The organism is Nocardia sp. CNS-044 (genome assembly GCF_059570515.1).
In genome coordinates this window covers 640,788-656,960 of record NZ_JCANSX010000005.1, presented here as the reverse complement: position 1 = coordinate 656,960, position 16,173 = coordinate 640,788, and the positions used below count along the sequence as shown (strand labels likewise).

The 16,173-nt window shown below is 68.5% G+C and carries 14 protein-coding genes and 3 tRNA genes; 8 read left to right on the top strand and 9 right to left on the bottom strand.

Annotated elements, in window-relative coordinates; translation table 11 throughout:
- Position 1: 1 nt before the first annotated feature.
- The 4 genes from T333_RS03975 to T333_RS03960 form a co-directional block, all read right to left on the bottom strand.
- On the bottom strand, positions 2–1,408 hold the full coding sequence (locus tag T333_RS03975; RefSeq protein ID WP_357255870.1) for a lipase/acyltransferase domain-containing protein: 1,407 nt from the start codon (positions 1,406–1,408) through the stop codon (positions 2–4).
- A 420-nt stretch (positions 1,409–1,828) separates the two neighbouring features.
- Positions 1,829–1,901: transfer RNA gene (locus tag T333_RS03970), tRNA-Arg, on the bottom strand.
- Positions 1,902–1,937: 36 nt separating this feature from the next.
- Positions 1,938–2,027 (bottom strand) — tRNA-Ser (locus tag T333_RS03965).
- A gap of 91 nt (positions 2,028–2,118) precedes the next feature.
- Positions 2,119–2,835 carry a dienelactone hydrolase family protein gene (locus T333_RS03960; protein ID WP_354998102.1) on the bottom strand — a complete coding sequence of 239 codons (717 nt, stop codon included), beginning with the start codon at positions 2,833–2,835 and terminating at the stop codon, positions 2,119–2,121.
- A gap of 168 nt (positions 2,836–3,003) precedes the next feature.
- Between T333_RS03960 and hisC the strand changes: the two genes are divergently transcribed.
- The gene (hisC, locus tag T333_RS03955; protein WP_354998103.1) at positions 3,004–4,080 is read left to right on the top strand and encodes a histidinol-phosphate transaminase; all 1,077 of its coding nucleotides are present in this window, start codon (positions 3,004–3,006) and stop codon (positions 4,078–4,080) included.
- Between the two features lie 65 nt (positions 4,081–4,145).
- Here hisC and T333_RS03950 read toward each other — a convergent pair whose 3' ends face one another.
- Complete coding sequence (locus T333_RS03950; protein WP_496423690.1) at positions 4,146–5,198, bottom strand: alpha/beta hydrolase; 1,053 nt, start codon at positions 5,196–5,198, stop codon at positions 4,146–4,148.
- A gap of 478 nt (positions 5,199–5,676) precedes the next feature.
- Here T333_RS03950 and T333_RS03945 point away from each other — a divergent pair, with 478 nt between their 5' ends.
- The gene (locus T333_RS03945; RefSeq protein WP_496424133.1) at positions 5,677–6,753 is read left to right on the top strand and encodes a nitric oxide synthase oxygenase; all 1,077 of its coding nucleotides are present in this window, start codon (positions 5,677–5,679) and stop codon (positions 6,751–6,753) included.
- Positions 6,754–6,894: 141 nt separating this feature from the next.
- Complete coding sequence (locus tag T333_RS03940) at positions 6,895–7,719, top strand: phosphatase PAP2 family protein (protein ID WP_496423689.1); 825 nt, start codon at positions 6,895–6,897, stop codon at positions 7,717–7,719.
- A 412-nt stretch (positions 7,720–8,131) separates the two neighbouring features.
- Here the strand turns inward: T333_RS03940 and T333_RS03935 are convergent.
- The 3 genes from T333_RS03935 to T333_RS03925 form a co-directional block, all read right to left on the bottom strand.
- Positions 8,132–8,216, bottom strand: a tRNA-Ser gene (locus T333_RS03935).
- Positions 8,217–8,240: 24 nt separating this feature from the next.
- On the bottom strand, positions 8,241–8,651 hold the full coding sequence (locus T333_RS03930) for a MarR family winged helix-turn-helix transcriptional regulator (protein WP_354998987.1): 411 nt from the start codon (positions 8,649–8,651) through the stop codon (positions 8,241–8,243).
- A 123-nt stretch (positions 8,652–8,774) separates the two neighbouring features.
- Positions 8,775–9,950 carry an alpha-hydroxy-acid oxidizing protein gene (locus T333_RS03925; protein WP_496423688.1) on the bottom strand — a complete coding sequence of 392 codons (1,176 nt, stop codon included), beginning with the start codon at positions 9,948–9,950 and terminating at the stop codon, positions 8,775–8,777.
- Positions 9,951–10,038: 88 nt separating this feature from the next.
- On the opposite strand from T333_RS03925, the gene T333_RS03920 reads away from it, so the two are divergent.
- Complete coding sequence (locus T333_RS03920) at positions 10,039–11,043, top strand: NAD(P)H-quinone oxidoreductase (RefSeq protein ID WP_357255888.1); 1,005 nt, start codon at positions 10,039–10,041, stop codon at positions 11,041–11,043.
- A 7-nt stretch (positions 11,044–11,050) separates the two neighbouring features.
- Here T333_RS03920 and T333_RS03915 read toward each other — a convergent pair whose 3' ends face one another.
- The gene (locus T333_RS03915; RefSeq protein ID WP_067789854.1) at positions 11,051–12,253 is read right to left on the bottom strand and encodes a cysteine desulfurase-like protein; all 1,203 of its coding nucleotides are present in this window, start codon (positions 12,251–12,253) and stop codon (positions 11,051–11,053) included.
- Positions 12,254–12,620: 367 nt separating this feature from the next.
- On the opposite strand from T333_RS03915, the gene T333_RS03910 reads away from it, so the two are divergent.
- The 4 genes from T333_RS03910 to glfT1 all read left to right on the top strand — a co-directional run bounded on the left by T333_RS03910 (position 12,621) and on the right by glfT1 (position 16,167).
- Positions 12,621–13,223: a bacterial proteasome activator family protein gene (locus tag T333_RS03910; RefSeq protein ID WP_354998112.1), complete on the top strand. Its 603-nt coding sequence runs from the start codon at positions 12,621–12,623 to the stop codon at positions 13,221–13,223.
- A gap of 252 nt (positions 13,224–13,475) precedes the next feature.
- Entirely contained in the window at positions 13,476–14,312 is an 837-nt protein-coding gene (wzm, locus tag T333_RS03905; protein WP_354998988.1) for a galactan export ABC transporter permease subunit Wzm/RfbD, read from the top strand.
- An 11-nt stretch (positions 14,313–14,323) separates the two neighbouring features.
- The gene (wzt, locus tag T333_RS03900; RefSeq protein ID WP_354998113.1) at positions 14,324–15,175 is read left to right on the top strand and encodes a galactan export ABC transporter ATP-binding subunit Wzt/RfbE; all 852 of its coding nucleotides are present in this window, start codon (positions 14,324–14,326) and stop codon (positions 15,173–15,175) included.
- Positions 15,172–16,167, top strand: coding sequence for a galactofuranosyltransferase GlfT1 (gene glfT1, locus T333_RS03895; RefSeq protein WP_354998114.1), 996 nt, complete (start codon positions 15,172–15,174; stop codon positions 16,165–16,167). Before wzt ends, glfT1 begins: the two co-directional genes overlap by 4 nt.
- Positions 16,168–16,173: the final 6 nt, after the last annotated feature.

The window sequence follows — 16,173 nt, the reverse complement described above, 5'->3', positions numbered from 1 at the left end:
GCTATCCCGGCCCTTCCGCACTGCGGGCGACCTCGTCGAGGTCTACCACGCTCACCAGATCGGTCACCGGATGGACGGTGTCGGCGGACACTGTGATCCGGTAGTCACCGGGGGGCAGGCTGGCCAGGGTGACCTGTCGCCAACCGTCGGACGCCTCGGTCAGCGGATACCTGCTGGACAGGCCACGGCCGAGATCCTTCACCGTCGCGACCAAGGCCGCCGCGGGGTCGACCGTTTTCGCGCGAACGACCATCGGCTCGTCGGTGGTGACGTCCTCCACCTCGAGCGCGACCGGGTCCTTGACGGCGGGGAAGACGTCGACGCCACCGAATTCGGCGGTACGCAGAACGCCGCCCACATGGTCGAGTACCGGATCGTCGTTCTGCAACGACCCGTGCTTCTGGCTCACGAACGAGGCATTGCGCCAGCCGTCCATCAGCTCGTGCGGGATCGCGGACACCTTCGGGACCGTGCCGTCGCCGCCGTCCTCGCCCGCGGCCTTGCGCGCCCACAGCACCTCGATCCGGCCGTCGGTGAGTCGCGCGGCCCACCGCGTCGGCTGGAAGTCGCCGATGACCGGCCGGATCTCGTAACCGGGTCCGGTTTCGGCGATCCGGTCGTCGACCTGCTTGCGCAAGCCGCGGTGCAGCTCGACGGCATCCCGCAGCCGGGCGGCGTCCACGCCGGTGCCACTCCAATCCAGGCTGGCGTCGTCGAGATTCAGCCACTTGCCGTCCGGCCCTGCCACGCAGCGGTACGACGGCAGCAGCTGATACGCCGAGGTGAACGAGCGCAGCAGGTCGGAGAGGTCGACGTCGAACGGTCCCCAGCTCTTGCGGAACCCGTTCGCGAGGAAGTCGAGGGCGTTGATCGACCCGGAATAGGGCGTGCCGAAGGTGATCAACCTGCGGGTGTCCTTCCATCCGTCGAGCTGCTCCAGATAGAGCCGCGAGACGATGCCGCCCATCGAGTGCCCGATCAGGACCAGTTTCGCGTCGGCGGCGCCGGACTTCTCCCGCCAGTTCCGCAGCCAGTCGTGCGCCGACCTGGCGAGTTTCGCTGCGGCCGCCCGGTTGTCGCGCCGCCAGTCGTAGGGGAACTCGAAGTAGTTCTCGCCCTCGACCGCCCCGAACCGCTCGACCAGCTGGTTGCGGAACCGGGTGTAGCCGTCGATCTTCCAATCCAGACCGGGCACGATGTGCAGATCCGGCACGACCCGCGTCGCGACGACGCCGTCCACGTCGGCGGCGGCGGGATCGTCGCCGTCCAGCCGCAGCTTCTTGATACTGCGCCCGAGGGACAACACGCCGCGCAGGACCGCGCCCGGCGTGGGAGCCCACAGCTCCTTGCCGTCGCGGGCCAGCACGGAACCGCCGATTCCGGGGATCAACACGACCACGTCCCGCATGACTGGCCTCCGTCCGATCGTCTGCGGAAGAGTTCGATCTTCATGGTCGCGCGTTTCGCGGGCGCGATCACGAGTACTCGACTACTCGAAAGCCGTGGTCAGACGGTGTGCGCGGGCGCCAGGGCGTCACCGGTGGATATCGGCCCCTGACCCGATCCCCACGCCCGGCCCGCCTCCCCAAGACTCCCGCACCCCCCACCCCTCGGGCACGCGTACTCCGCTACCCGCGTTCTCGGATATCCACTACGCATACCCACCGGTCGGCCGCGACGGAGACCGGTACCGGCGCGCGACCATCACGGCCCGCTGACCGCGCAATCCCGCCGCAAGCCTCCCGCCTGGCGTGACATCATCGTCGATCGGCGTAGCCGGAAATGCGAGAAGGCCTCTCCTTGTACAAAGGAGAGGCCTTCTGAAGAGTGCGCCCGAAGGGATTCGAACCCCTAACCTTCTGATCCGTAGTCAGATGCTCTATCCGTTGAGCTACGGGCGCATAGCGTTGTTCAGTTGTCACCCGGCGAACCGGGTGTGGCGGAGGCGAGAGGATTTGAACCTCCGGTCCCCGTGAAGGGACAACTCATTAGCAGTGAGTCCCATTCGGCCGCTCTGGCACGCCTCCTGGAGCCTTCTCTTCGAGGGCACCGGTCCTTTCGAACCGCCGAGCATGAAGGTTACATGACCCAACGACCAGATAACAAAACGCCTGGTTATCAGCGTAAGTTGCTGTCGAACCAGTCGAAGATCCTGGTTTGGGAAGCGATGGCGGTGGCGTTGTCGTCGTCATCGGCGCCGGGGTTGTCGGCGCGGTGGTGCAGACCGGGGTAGGAGACCACCAGGCTGGCTACGGAGGCGCGGGCGGCGGCGTCGCGCAGCCGGTCGACGTCGGCGGGCGGGGTGGCCGGGTCGTCGGAGCCGAACAGACCGAGCCAGGGGGCCTGGAGGTTGGGGGCGACGCGCAAGAGGGCATCGGCCTCGTCGGTGAGCGGTTCGGTGATGCCCGCGGCGGCGATGCTGACCGCGGCGCCGATCGGGCGGTTGGTGGCGACGAGGAAGGCGGCGGTGCCCGCGTGGTCGAAGCCGAGCACGCCGATGCAGTCGGGGAAGACGCCGCGCCTGGTCAGCCAGTCGAAGCAGGCGTCGAAATCTTCGAAGAGCTCGTCGCCGAAAACCTCGTGCGGGGGCTCCTCGCCGTTGGCCCGGTGGAACAGATTGGGCGCGACGACCGTCCAACCCTCGGTCGCCAGCGCCCGCATGAACTCCAGCAGTGCGCCGCTGAACTCCCGGGATTCGTGCAGCACCACGATTCCGCCGCGCGAGTTGCCCTCCGGTTCGATCACGGTGATGGGCACCCGGCTGCCTTCGGTGGGGCGCTGCTCGAGGTCGTCGCCACCGCGTAGCGGGGCGATATCGTCATAAATGCCCGACATGAAACCAGCGTAGGGCGAGCCGCTGTTCTTCGCGAGAATTTGCACGTGAGCAGCCATTACCCGCAACTTTTCCGGTACGGAAGGGGCGATTCCGGCCTGGGGAATCGGCTCGTGGGCGGACCTCAGGTGGGGACCGGACTCCCTGCTGTCGCCGATTAGGGTGGAGGGGTGACACCGCGCATCCGTCCCGACCTCTCCGCCATCCCGGCCTACACCCCCGGCCGCAGCCACCCGGGCGCGGTCAAGCTGGCCAGCAACGAGACCACGCTGCCGCCGCTCCCCGCGGCGGCGAAGGCGATCGCCGAGGCCGCGGAGCTCGCGCACCGGTACCCGGACAATCAGGCGGCCGACCTGCGCGCCGCGCTCGCCGAGTTCCTCGGGGTCACGCCCGCGCACGTGGCGGTGGGCTGCGGCAGCGTCGCGCTGTGCCAGGAGCTGGTTCAGATCACCTGCGCCGCACCGACCGACGAGGTGCTGTTCGCCTGGCGCTCGTTCGAGGCGTATCCGATCGTCACCCAGGTGGGCAACGCGACGGCCGTGCAGGTGCCGCTGACGCCGGAGCTCACGCACGACCTGGACGCGATGGCGGCCGCGGTGACCGAGCGCACCCGGCTGATCTTCGTCTGCAACCCGAACAACCCGACCGGCACCGCGCACGGCCGCGAGGCGCTGATCCGCTTCCTGGACGCGGTCCCCTCGCACGTGCTCGTCGTGCTGGACGAGGCGTACTACGAGTACCTGCGCCTCACACCGCAGGACCGCCCGGACGGCGTCGAGCTGGGCCGCACCCGGCCGAATGTGGTTGTGCTGCGCACCTTCTCGAAGGCGTACGGTCTGGCGGGCCTGCGGGTCGGCTACGCGGTCGGCGATCCGGAGGTGATCGCGGCGCTGATGAAGGTGCACATCCCGTTCAGCGTGAACCGGGTGGCGCAGGCCGCCGCGATCGCCTCGCTGGAGGCGCGCCTCGAGCTGCTGGACCGCACCGACGCGGTGGTCCTGGAGCGCGACCGGATGCGGGCGGCGCTGCTCGCGGCGGGTTACTCGGTGCCGCCGAGCGAGACGAACTTCGTCTGGCTGCCGCTGGGCGCGCGCAGCGCGGAGTTCGGCGAGGCGAGCGCGGAAGCGGGCGTGCTGGTGCGGCCGTACGGCGCCGACGGCGTGCGGGTCACCGTCGGCGACTCGCACGAGAACGACCAGTTCCTCGCCTTCGCCACCGACCCCGGCGTCCTGGCCCGCTTTCTCTGACAGCGGCGGGTCCGGGCCGATTCCGCGAACTGCGGCGCGTCAGACCGGCGAACCCCCGCGCCGCGTCAGCGGATCGCGGGGTAGATCGTCGGCCATGAGGTGGCGAGCTCGTCGCCCCAGTACGGCCACGAATGCGTCCCGGTTGCACGGAAATTCGCGGTTACCGGAATCCGGAGCGAGGTGAACCGGTCGACCAGCCTGCGGGTGCACGCGTTGGTCGCCGCCTCCAGCGGTCCGCCGAAGGCGATGGTGCTGACCAGGTCCGGGTTGCCCGGCGCGTCGTACTTGCCCGGTAGACCGCTGCCGACGGACAGGTAGATCGCCTTGCCGCGCAACGCTTCCGCGTGCAGCAGCACGTCGTGGGCGAGCCAGTCCGGGTCGTTCTCGTCGCCGAACATGTTGTCCGGCTCGCCCTGATAGGTGGCCACCACGGCACGCGCCTGGGCCTGGCCCATATCGGTGCCCGTGGAGAAGCAGCCGCTGTGCGCGGCCACGGCGCGGTAGAGCTCCGGCCTGCGGAAGGAGAGCATCATCGCGGCCTCGGCGCCCATCGAGACGCCCATGATCGCGTTGCGCCCGTTGCCGTCGAACTCCGCGTCGATGAGCGGCGGGAGTTCCCTGGTCAGGAAGGTCTCCCACTGGTTGGTGCCGAGCACCGGGTCGGGCCGCTGCCAGTCGGTGTAGAAGCTGGCCGGGCCGCCGACGGTGAGCACCACGTTCACGTCTTTGTCTTCGAAGAACCGGTCGGCCTTGCCGAGCTCGATCCAATTGTTGGTGTCGGGTTCGGCGCTGCGCCCGTCCAGCATGTAGACGGTTGGCCTGCTGCGGCTCTGGTCACGCGGCAGCAGCACCTGCACCTGCACGGTGCGGCTCATCGCGGGCGACTTCACGAATACGCGCACCCGGCGGTCGGTGATCGGTTCGATGCGCTCGATCGCGGGCGTGGCGGGCGCCGCCGTGGTGGGCTCGGCCGGAGCGGGTCCGTCGGAGGAGCCGGTGCTCGGCTTGTCGGGCGCGGCCATCGAGAGAGGCGCGCCTGCGCCGAAAGCACCGATGAGCAATGCGGCGCTCATGGCGACGACTGCGAGCCGTCGCCGCGCCCAACGCCGAGACAGCATGCTTGCCATGGTGCCAGAACGCGGGCCGCCATCTCGAGTCCCTGCCCACATTCGAAAGATTTGTGACCAGCGCCACTTTCACGATCCGGGCGTTCACGATTGTTTCGAATTCGGGCACACCGCCAGCACACCGGCCTTACGCTCCCACTCGGGCGATTCTTCAGGCGTCGATGGGGACCGCGATGACCGCACACAGCCGTGACCCCGGCAGAGGTCGGCCTTACGCGCGCCCGCGTCCACACCGCCCGATCGGTTTTCCGGCTACGCAGAGGCTAATTCGGCGAGTCTTGCTAACGCCGGACCGCGCGCCACCGACCAGACGGGTGTGTCCGACGCGCCCCTGAGCGCGAATTCTCTGCTCGATCGTTGTGTCCGTCTGTTTCGCCGCAGTACCTGATGCCCGACCGGAGAAAAGATCGTGAACCACGTGTTGCCCGTTCCGCCGCTCGAAAACACCGCCGACACCGTGCCTTTGGATATGGCGCTGGCCCGTCGCCTGCGCGAGTGCGACGACTTCTACCGACAACCCGAACTCGCCCACCTCTGTGCGCAGCGCCGCCGCACCGCGCTGGAACAGCTGCGCCAGACCGGCACTTACCTACAGACCGCCGAGGAGATTTTGATCGGGGCCAAGCTGGCTTGGCGCAATCACGCCCGCTGCGTCGGCCGAAAGCATTGGCGCTCACTGAAACTGCTCGACGCGCGGCGGGTGCGCTCGGCGCGCGACCTGGCCGAGGTGTGCTGGCAGCACCTGCACATGGCGACCAACGGCGGCGCGGTGCAGTCCATGATCACCGTCGGTCCGCCGCGCCAGGGTGACGGGCGCGAGTACCGCATCGTCAGTCCGCAGTTGCTGCGCTACGCGGGCTACCGCAACGGCGACGGGACGGTCACCGGCGACGCCGCCAATGTCGCGATCACCGAGTTCGCCAGGAAGCTCGGCTGGCGCGGCGCGGGCACGCCGTTCGACATCCTGCCGGTGCTGATCAGCACGCCCGACGAACCGATCAGGTGGTTCGACGTGCCGAGGGAGCTGGCGCGCGAGGTGCACATCGAGCATCCCGACTTCGACTGGTTCGCCGGGCTCGGCCTGAAATGGCATGCGGTACCCGCTGTTTCCAACATGAATCTGGAGATCGGCGGCGTGACCTACCCGTTCGCGCCGTTCAACGGCTGGTACGTCGGCGCCGAGATCGGCGCGCGCAATCTCAGCGACACCAACCGCTACAACATGCTCCCGCTGATCGCCGACATGATGGGCCTGGACACCTCGCATCCGCGCACCCTCTGGCGCGACCAAGCCCTCGTCGAACTGAATCGCGCTGTGCTGCACAGTTATCGCAAGGCAGGCGTGCACATCGTCGACCATCACACCGTCGCGAAACAGTTCTGCGACCACGTGGCGAAGGAGCAGGCGGCGGGCCGCGCCTGCCCCACCGATTGGAGCTGGATCAACCCGCCGATCTCCGCCGGCCTCACCCCGACCTTCCACCGCTACTTCGACCCGCCCGACGACAACTTGCGCCCGAACTTCGTCCGCCGCGAAACCACCTGAGGCCCCGCCGGTCCGACCCGAGCTGTTCCTCGGGTCACAGACCGGTTTGCCAACGCGCAGACGCTGTTACGGTAAACGGAGTATGTACCTCCGGTTAAACGTTTCGGGCGTTTTGTTCAATGGCGAAGGAGGCCACGGGCGATGGTGGCTGTCGGTTTTCCCGGTCCGCGGCTGGAACTCGGGGCTTCGGTCGCCGGAACGCTCGAACGGTGGCGGGCGGCGGTGCACGGCCGCGGCGGCGAGGCGATCCGGCAGCTGGCGCTGATCACCGTGCTCTATCTCGGTTATCGGTTCGGGCGGCTGATCACGGCGGACGACACCGCGCGCGCCTTCGGCAACGCGCACGATCTCCTCGCTGTCGAAGACCGGCTCGGGATGCTGGCGGAGACCACCGTGCAGGCGCCGTTTCTACGTTGGGATCCGCTGGCCGTCTCGGCCAACTTCTATTACGCGACAGCGCACTTCACCGTCGCCGTCGGTGTGATCGTGTGGCTGTGGATCTTCCGCCCCCGGCACTACCGGTTGACGCGCAACCTCATGGTCGGGCTGACCGGCACGGGCCTGCTGCTGCACGTCCTGCTGCCACTCGCCCCACCACGCATGCTGCCGGAACGCGGATTCGTCGACCTCGCCGCCCTGCACGGTCAATCCGTCTACGGCCCATCACATTCCGACGGCATGTCGAACCAATTCGCCGCCATGCCCTCCCTCCACGTCGGCTGGGCCCTGCTGCTCGCCGTCGCCATGATCGCCGCGACCCGCACCCGCTGGCGCTGGCTCGCCCTCGCCCACCCCGCCCTCACCACCGTCATCGTGATCGGCACCGGCAACCACTACTGGCTCGACGCCATCATCGCGGTGCTGCTGCTAGCCGGAATCGCGGTGGCGCACCGCATAATCCTGCCCGCCTCGGCCGCGTGGGAACCATCCGCGCAACCTCATGACGCCCTCCGAATCACGAGCTAGCCGCGTAGGCCAATCCCCGTCCGTCGATCAGCCAGCGGAACCGCTCGAGGGCACCACCTACTCGCAGGCCGAGAGGATCTGGCCGACGGCACATCAGATGCCGCACAACCTAGCTGGACGACGATCCAGATGTCGGTCCGCGACTCGGCAGCCGGGTAAACCATTCGGATCTCTGCTGCACCTGAGCGGACGGCTCAACCATTCGGATCTTTGCTCGCCCTGAGCGGACAGCTCGACGACTCGAGGCTCCGCATCCCCGAGCCAAGTATCCGAATCATGCTCAGCCCAACCACAAGCTGGGGGTCCGGGGGCGAAGCCCGCCGGGCGGGGCGTGGGGGTTGCACCCCCACAAAACATTGCGAAGCGAACCAGGCCCACGCTTTCCGTGGGCATGGGCCACCCATGAGCGGAGCGGAGACGGAGGGATTTGAACCCCCGGTCGCTCTCGCGACGCTCGCTTTCAAGGCGAGTGCATTCGGCCGCTCTGCCACGTCTCCAGGCCCACGATCCTAACGGACGGCTCAATCGGCTCGCTCGCCGATTATCTTGTCGATGCGGGCGAACACCTCGCCGACGACGGCGAGGTGTTCGGGGACGAGCAGGTCGATGAAGTCGGTGCGGACGGCTTCGACGTGGCCGGGGGCGGCCGCTTCGAGGCGGCGCATGCCCTCGTCGGTGAGCTCGGCGACAACGCCGCGGCCGTCCTCTTCGCAGGTGTTGCGGCGCACCATGTGCTGCGCTTCCATGCGCCGGATCTGGTGGGTGAGCCTGCTGCGGGAGGAGAGCACACCGTCGGCGAGTTCGCTCATGCGCAGCGCGCGGCCCGGCGCTTCGGAGAGCAGCACCAGGATTCGGTATTCGGCGAGACTGAGATCGCTGTCGCGCTGCAACTGCTTGTTCAGCGCCGTCATCAGCCGCTGATGGCCGTCCATGTAGGAGCGCCATGCTTGCTGCTCCGTCGGGCTCAGCCAGCGGGGCTCGGCCGTGCGACCGCTTGGTTCGGGTTCCACCGCCTTATTCTAAGCGGCCCTGAACTGGGCAAACCCCGGTTCTGTTCACCGGACGGCGGCGATCGTGCCGCGGTTCAGGTCGGCGACGTTCGCGCATCCGGACAACCCGAGCGCCGAGTCCAGGTCGGCGAGCAGCAGCCGCAGCGCGTGCCGGGCGCCGTCGCGGCCCGCGATGCCGAGACCGTACGCGTACGGCCGCCCGTACAGCACCGCCTTGGCGCCGAGCGCGAGCGCGATCAGCACGTCGGAGCCGCTGCGCACGCCGGAGTCGAACAGCACGTCGGCGCGGTCACCGACGGACGCGACGACCGCGGGCAGCGCGTCGAGCGCCGCGATCGAGCCGTCGACCTGTCGGCCGCCGTGGTTGCTCACCACCACCGCGTCGGCGCCAGCGTCCACCACGAGGCGAGCGTCGTCGGGATGCAGGATGCCCTTCACGGCGATCGGCAGATCGGTCCATTCGCGCAGGTGGGCGAGGTCGGCGGCGCGCAGATTGTGGTTGCCGAACAACCCGACCCAGGTGAGGATCGCGATTCGCATGGCGTCCTCGCTCTCCTCGGGCGGCGTCGGCAGCTTCGCGCGGAACACCGGGTCGGACAGATAGTTGGCGATGCCCTTGCCGTGCAGGAACGGTAGGTGCGCGAGCTCCAGATCCTGCGGCCGCCAGCCGAGGGTCGGGGTGTCGACGGTGACCACGATGGCCTTCGCCCCGGCGCGCTCGGCCCGCTGCACGAAGGACCGCGCCAGCTCGGGATCGTTCGGCCAGTAGAGCTGATACCACCATTCGCCCGCCGCCGCGCCGACCTCCTCGATGGTGGACGAGGCCGCGGTGGACAGCACCGACCCGATCCCGAGTTCCTTCGTGACCTCGGCGACGATCACCTCGCCACCCTCGTGCATCAGTTCGAGAACGCCGATCGGCGCGGTCAGCACGGGCGCGGCCAGCCGGGTGCCGAGCACGTCCACGGAGAGCTCGCGCGCGCCGGGACCGGTGGTGCCGCGCAGCATGCGGGGAATGATCCGGTACCTGTCGAAGGCGGCGCGGTTGGCCGCCGCGGTGCGTTCCGCCGACGCGCTGCCCGCGACGTAGGCGTATTCGGCAGGTCCGAGGACTTCCTTCGCGCGTCTTTCCAAACCCGCGGCCGTCATGGGCAATTCGGGCACGATGCCGCCCAATCCGCCCAGGTAGATCTCGTTCTGGAAGTCGATGAAGCTGCTCACGCGGGGAACGCTAGTCCGTTGTGTCCGTTCCCGCAGGGTCCTCGGCCGATCGGTGGTTCGTCGAGCGGTCGGCGGGCACTATGGGTTGATGCGCGCGATCGAGTTGACCGAATTCGGCGGACCGGAAGTACTCACCTGGGGCAAGGCCCCAGACCCTGTGCCCGGTCACGGCGAGGTGCTGATCGACGTGGTGGCCGCGGGGGTGAACCGCGCGGATCTGCTCCAGCGCCAAGGCCGCTACAACCCGCCCGCGGGCGCCAGCGAGATCATCGGTTTGGAGTGCTCGGGCGTCGTCGCCGAGGTCGGCGAGGGTGTGCGGGACTGGCGGGTCGGCGACCGGGTGTGCGCGCTGCTGTCCGGCGGCGGCTATGCCGAGCGCGTGGTCGTCCCGGCGGGACAGGTCCTTCCGGTGCCGGACGGTTTGGACCTCGCCGCGGCGGCGGCGCTTCCCGAAGTGGCGGCGACGGTGTGGTCGAACCTGGTGATGACGGCCGGTCTGCGCGCGGGTCAGCTGGTGCTGATCCACGGCGGCGGCAGTGGCATCGGCACGCACGCCATCCAGCTGGCGGTGCACAAGGGCGCGCGGGTGGCGGTCACCGCGGGCTCGGCCGAGAAGCTCGCGCGCTGCGCCGAACTCGGCGCGAGCGTGCTGATCAACTATCGCGAGGACGATTTCGTCGCCGCGGTCCGCGCCGAGCGGTCCGGCGCGAACGGGCCGGGCGCCGACATCATCCTCGACAACATGGGCGCGGCCTACCTGTCTCGCAATGTCGAGGCGCTGGCCGAGCACGGCCACCTGGTGGTGATCGGCATGCAGGGCGGGGTGAAGGGCGAGCTGAACCTGGGCGCGCTGCTGTCGAAATGGGGTTCGGTGCACGCGACCAACGTGCGCAACCGCCCGGCCACTGGCGCGGGAAGCAAGGCCGAGATCATCGCCGAGGTGCGCGGGCACGTCTGGCCGCTGATCGCCGACGGCACCATCGTGCCGGTGATCCACGCCGAACTGCCGATCGCGGAGGCCGCCGAGGCGCATCGGATGCTGGACGCCGCCGACACGTTCGGCAAGGTCGTCCTGCGGGTGGACGCGAGCTGAACCCGCCTCACTCCAGCGCGGCGAGCGCGCGGCCGAGCTGATCGATCTCGAATTTGGTTGTGTAGGGCGCGAGTCCGACGGTCACGGCGCCGCCCTCGTCGTTGACGCCGAGCGCGTCGAGCAGCCTGCTTCCGCCGTGCACGCCGCTGAGCGTGCCGATACGGGCGTCGGCCAGTTTGGCGGCGATCTTCTCCGCCTGCATCCCGGCCATGGTGAAGCTGACGGTCGGGATGCGGGTGGAGGCGCGGCCGATCACGGTCAGGTTCGGGATCTTGTCCAGGACGTCCATCAGGTGCTCGAACAGCTGGTCGTGGTAGTCCTGCAGCGAGGTGATGGAGATTTCCAGCCGCTCGCGGCGGGTGCCCGTGGCCCGCTCGTCGAGACCGGCCAAGAAGTCGATCGACGTGGTGAGCCCCGCCAGCAGCGCGTACTGGTGCCCGCCGACCTCGAGCCGTTCGGCGCCTTTCGCGTACGGATTCAACGACATCGACGGAATCCGGTCCAGGAACGCGGGGTCGCGGAACACCAGCGCGCCGATCTGCGGCCCGCCCCACGCGGGCGCGCTCAGCGCGACCACGTCGGCGTTGAGTTCGTCGATATCGATGAGCGCGTACGGCGCCGCGCCGAACGCGTCGGCGACGAGCAGACCGCCCACCTCGTGCACGCGGTCGGCCGCCACCCGCACGGCGGGCGCGGAGCCGACGATGGGTGAGGCCGCGGTGAGCGCCACCAGTCGTGCCGTCGGCCCGATCAGTTCCTCGAACTGCCAGGACGGCATCTCGCAGGTCTCGATCTCGACCTCGGCCCAGCGCACGTGCGCGCCGTATCGATTGGCGATCCGCAGCCAGGGCGCGACATTGGCCTCGTCGTCCAGGCGGGACAGCACGATCCCGGTGCCGAGGCCGAGCCGGGAGCTGAGCGACTCCGCGAGCCAGGCGAGCAGCACCGCCCGATCCGGGCCGAGCACGACGCCCGCCGGATCGCCGCCGACCAGGTCGGCGACGGCCTCGCGGGCGGCGTCGAGGATGGCCGCGCTGCGCACCGCGGCGCCGTTGCGGCCGATATGGGAGAACGACGACGTGCGGAAACCCGTTGACACGGCACGAGATACCGAGTCAGGGACAAGCATGCCCGCCTGCGGATCGAGGTGGATCCAGCCGTCGCCCAGGGACGGTATCAGGCCCCGAACCCTCGCGACGTCGTAAGTCATGTTGGCCACTCTAAGGGCAGCGGGCGAGGCTGCGTAACCGCCTTCCCCTCCCCGGCCGCTCGCGAACGCGACGGCGAGGGACCCCGCCCGGACCGGCCATCGGCACCCGGCCGCGGCTTCGAGGGCGCCGCGGAGCTGGGCATTCGAATCAGCATGGCAACCGACTTTCAGCAAAATCCGAACCACACGACCCGCACAGAATAGTCGGCGCCGCCCTGCCGCGGCACCGACCCGCCTGCACCGGGACCGGCCCGTTCAGCGCGTCCGGCGACTGGCCCGTTCAGCGCCTTCGGCGACTGGCCCGTTCAGCGCGTCCGGCGACTGCCCCGTTTAGCGCCTTCGGCGAGTACGCGACATGATAGGGAACATGACGCACTCGGATGAGTCACCCGATTCCATCGTCGTGGTCGGACCCGACGGGCAGCCGCTGGTCATCCCGGCCGACGCGGGCACCCCGCTGACCGGACAGGTGGTCACCGACAGCGACAAGAAGACCGACGGCTCGGACGACCGCGACGACTCGGGCGAATCGCTCGCCGACATGGTGGAACAGCCCGCCAAGGTCATGCGTATCGGCACCATGATCAAGCAGCTACTCGAGGAGGTGCGCGCGGCTCCGCTCGACGACGCGAGCCGCACCCGGCTCAGGGAGATCCACAAGTCCTCGGTGCGCGAGCTCGAGCAGGGCCTCGCGCCGGAACTTCGCGACGAGCTCGAGCGGCTGACCTTGCCCTTCACCGACGACGCGGTGCCGTCCGACGCCGAACTACGGATCGCCCAAGCCCAGCTGGTCGGCTGGCTGGAGGGCCTGTTCCACGGCATCCAGACCGCGCTGTTCGCCCAGCAGATGGCGGCCCGCGCGCAGCTCGAGCAGATGCGTCAGGGCGCGCTGCCGCCCGGCATCCACACCGTCGACCCGCGCGGCGGGCGCGGCGACCAGTCGATGGGCGGTTCGGGCCAGTATCTGTAACCCCGCTTCGCGGGTGAGGAGTTTCGCGCGTCCCGCGTGTACCAGCGGACCCGGTGCGAGGATGCAGGGGTAGGGTCGAGCACCGTGCCCGCCGCTGCCGCTCGCCCCGACTCCGACGAGAGTTCGGCGCGTCCTGAAGAGAGCCCAGTGCGTTCAGATGACAGCTTGCGTTCTGACAGTTCCGAGACCACCGAAGAGGGTCCGGTGAGTGCCGAGAGCACCGCGCCGGCGCAACCGAGCGGAGCCGAGGCGATGCCGCCGCTGCCCTCCGACTCGCAGACCTTCCGGCGCGCGATCAAGGACATGCGCGACGGCTTCAGCCAGCGCGAACTATGGCTCTCGCTCGGCTGGCAGGACATCAAGCAGCGCTACCGGCGCTCGGTGCTCGGCCCGTTCTGGATCACCATCGCGACCGGCGTGCAGGCCGCGGCGATGGGCATCCTGTACGCGACGCTGCTCGATCAGCCGCTGCGCGAATACCTGCCGTATGTGACCGTCGGGTTGATCGTCTGGAATGTGATCCAGGCGAGCATTCTCGAGGGCTCGGAGGTGTTCATCGCCAACGAGGGCTTGATCAAACAGCTTCCGTCCGCGCTCAGCGTGCACATCTACCGGTTGGTGTGGCGGCACTTGCTGTTCTTCGCGCACAACATGGTCATCTATGTGGTGCTGCTCGCCGCGTTCGGTATATGGGAGAACCTGCGCTGGTCGAGCCTGCTCGCGATACCCGCGATCGGCTTGATCTTCCTGAATTCGATGTGGGTGTCGATCGTGTTCGGCATCTTCAGCACCCGATACCGCGATATCGCGCCGATTCTCAGCAGCACCACGCTGATGCTGTTCGTGCTGACGCCGGTGATGTGGACGACCAAGACCTTGGAAGAGCAGATCGGCGGCGCGAGCGATCGGGCCCGGCTGGTGGAGATCATCCCGACCTTCCACTACCTGGAGATCGTGCGCGCTCCGCTGCTCGGCGAGCCGCAGGAGCTTCGGCACTGGGTGATCGTCGGCGCGATCACCGTGGTGGGCTGGATCGTCGCCGCCTTCGCCATGAAGCAGTACCGTTCGCGCGTACCGTACTGGGTATAGGAGCCGCTGCGATGAGCCGTGTGAGTATCGAAACCCGTCAGGCGTGGGTCGAGTTCCCGATCTTCGACGCCAAATCGCGGTCACTGAAGAAGGCGTTCCTCGGCAAGGCGGGCGGCGCCATCGGGCGCAACCAGTCCGACGTGGTGGTGGTCGAAGCGCTGCGCGACATCACGCTGTCGCTGAAAGAGGGCGACCGGGTCGGCCTGGTCGGCCACAACGGCGCCGGGAAATCCACGTTGCTGCGGCTGCTTTCGGGCATCTACGAACCGTCGCGGGGTAGCGCGCGCATTCGCGGGCGGGTGGCGCCGGTGTTCGATCTCGGCGTCGGCATGGACCCGGAGATCTCCGGTTACGAGAACATCATCATTCGCGGGCTCTTCCTCGGCCAGACCCGCAAGCAGATGCTTTCCAAGATCGACGAGATCGCGGAGTTCACCGAGCTCGGCGAATATCTGCAGATGCCCTTGCGCACCTATTCGACCGGTATGCGGGTGCGGTTGGCGATGGGCGTGGTGACCTCCATCGACCCGGAGATTCTGCTGCTCGACGAGGGCATCGGCGCGGTCGACGCGGAATTCATGAAAAAAGCGCGGCTGCGGTTACAGGAACTCGTCGCGCGTTCTGGCATCCTGGTGTTCGCCAGCCATTCCAACGAATTCCTCGCTCAACTCTGCGATTCCGCGCTGTGGATCGATCATGGACAGATCCGGTTGCGCGGCGGCATCGAAGAGGTGGTGCGCGCCTACGAGGGTCCGGACGCCGGAAACCATGTCGCGACCGTGCTGAAGGAAATGGCAGCGGAGCGGGCGGCGACCGAAAAGACCGAGGACAGCGCACGAGAACTGGAGCGGAACAACGCATGAACGAGCCGACCGGGCAGAACGCCCCGATCAGCGCTGGGGCCGACGCCCCGGTCGACTCGCCCGCGCCGGAGGTGGTCTACACGCCCACCGACACCGGGCCGGACGCCCGCATCATCGCCGTCGTGGTCACCCACAAGCGCCGTGACCTGCTGGCCGAATCGTTGAAGGTCGTCGCCTCGCAGTCGCGACCGGTCGATCACCTCATCGTGATCGACAACGGCAACGAACCCGAGGTCGCCGAACTGGTGCAGCAGCAGCCGGTCGAGACGACCTACCTCGGCTCGGCCCACAACCTCGGCGGCGCGGGCGGTTTCGCGCTCGGCATCCTGCACGCGCTGTCCCAGGGCGCGGACTGGGTGTGGCTGGCCGACGACGACGGCAGGCCCGAAGGCGCCGAGGTGCTCGCCACCTTGTTGGACTGCGCGAAGCGGCACGGCCTCGCAGAAGTCTCCCCCGTTGTCTGCGACATCGATGACCCGGACCGGCTGGCCTTCCCGCTGCGCCGCGGCGTGGTGTGGCGGCGGCTGCGTTCCGAGCTCGGCGACGAGGACTTCCTGCCGGGCATCGCGTCGCTGTTCAACGGCGCGCTCATCGCCACGGCGGCGGTCGACCTGATCGGCGTGCCGGACCTACGCCTGTTCGTGCGCGGTGACGAGGTCGAGGTGCACCGCAGGCTGGTCCGCTCGGGCCTACCCTTCGGCACCTGCCTGCAGACGGCCTACCTGCATCCCAACGGCGCCGCCGAGTTCAAGCCGATCCTGGGCGGCCGGATGCACACCCAGTACCCCGACGATCCGGTGAAGCGCTACTTCACCTACCGCAACCGCGGCTACCTGATGGCTCAGCCGGGTATGCGAAAGCTGTTGCCGCAGGAGTGGATCCGATTCTCCTGGTTCTTCCTCGTCACCCGCCGCGATCCCGCCGGGCTGAAGGAGTGGTTCCACTTGCGCTCGCTCGGGCGAAACGAGCAGTTCGGGAAGCCGGAGAAGTAATTCCGA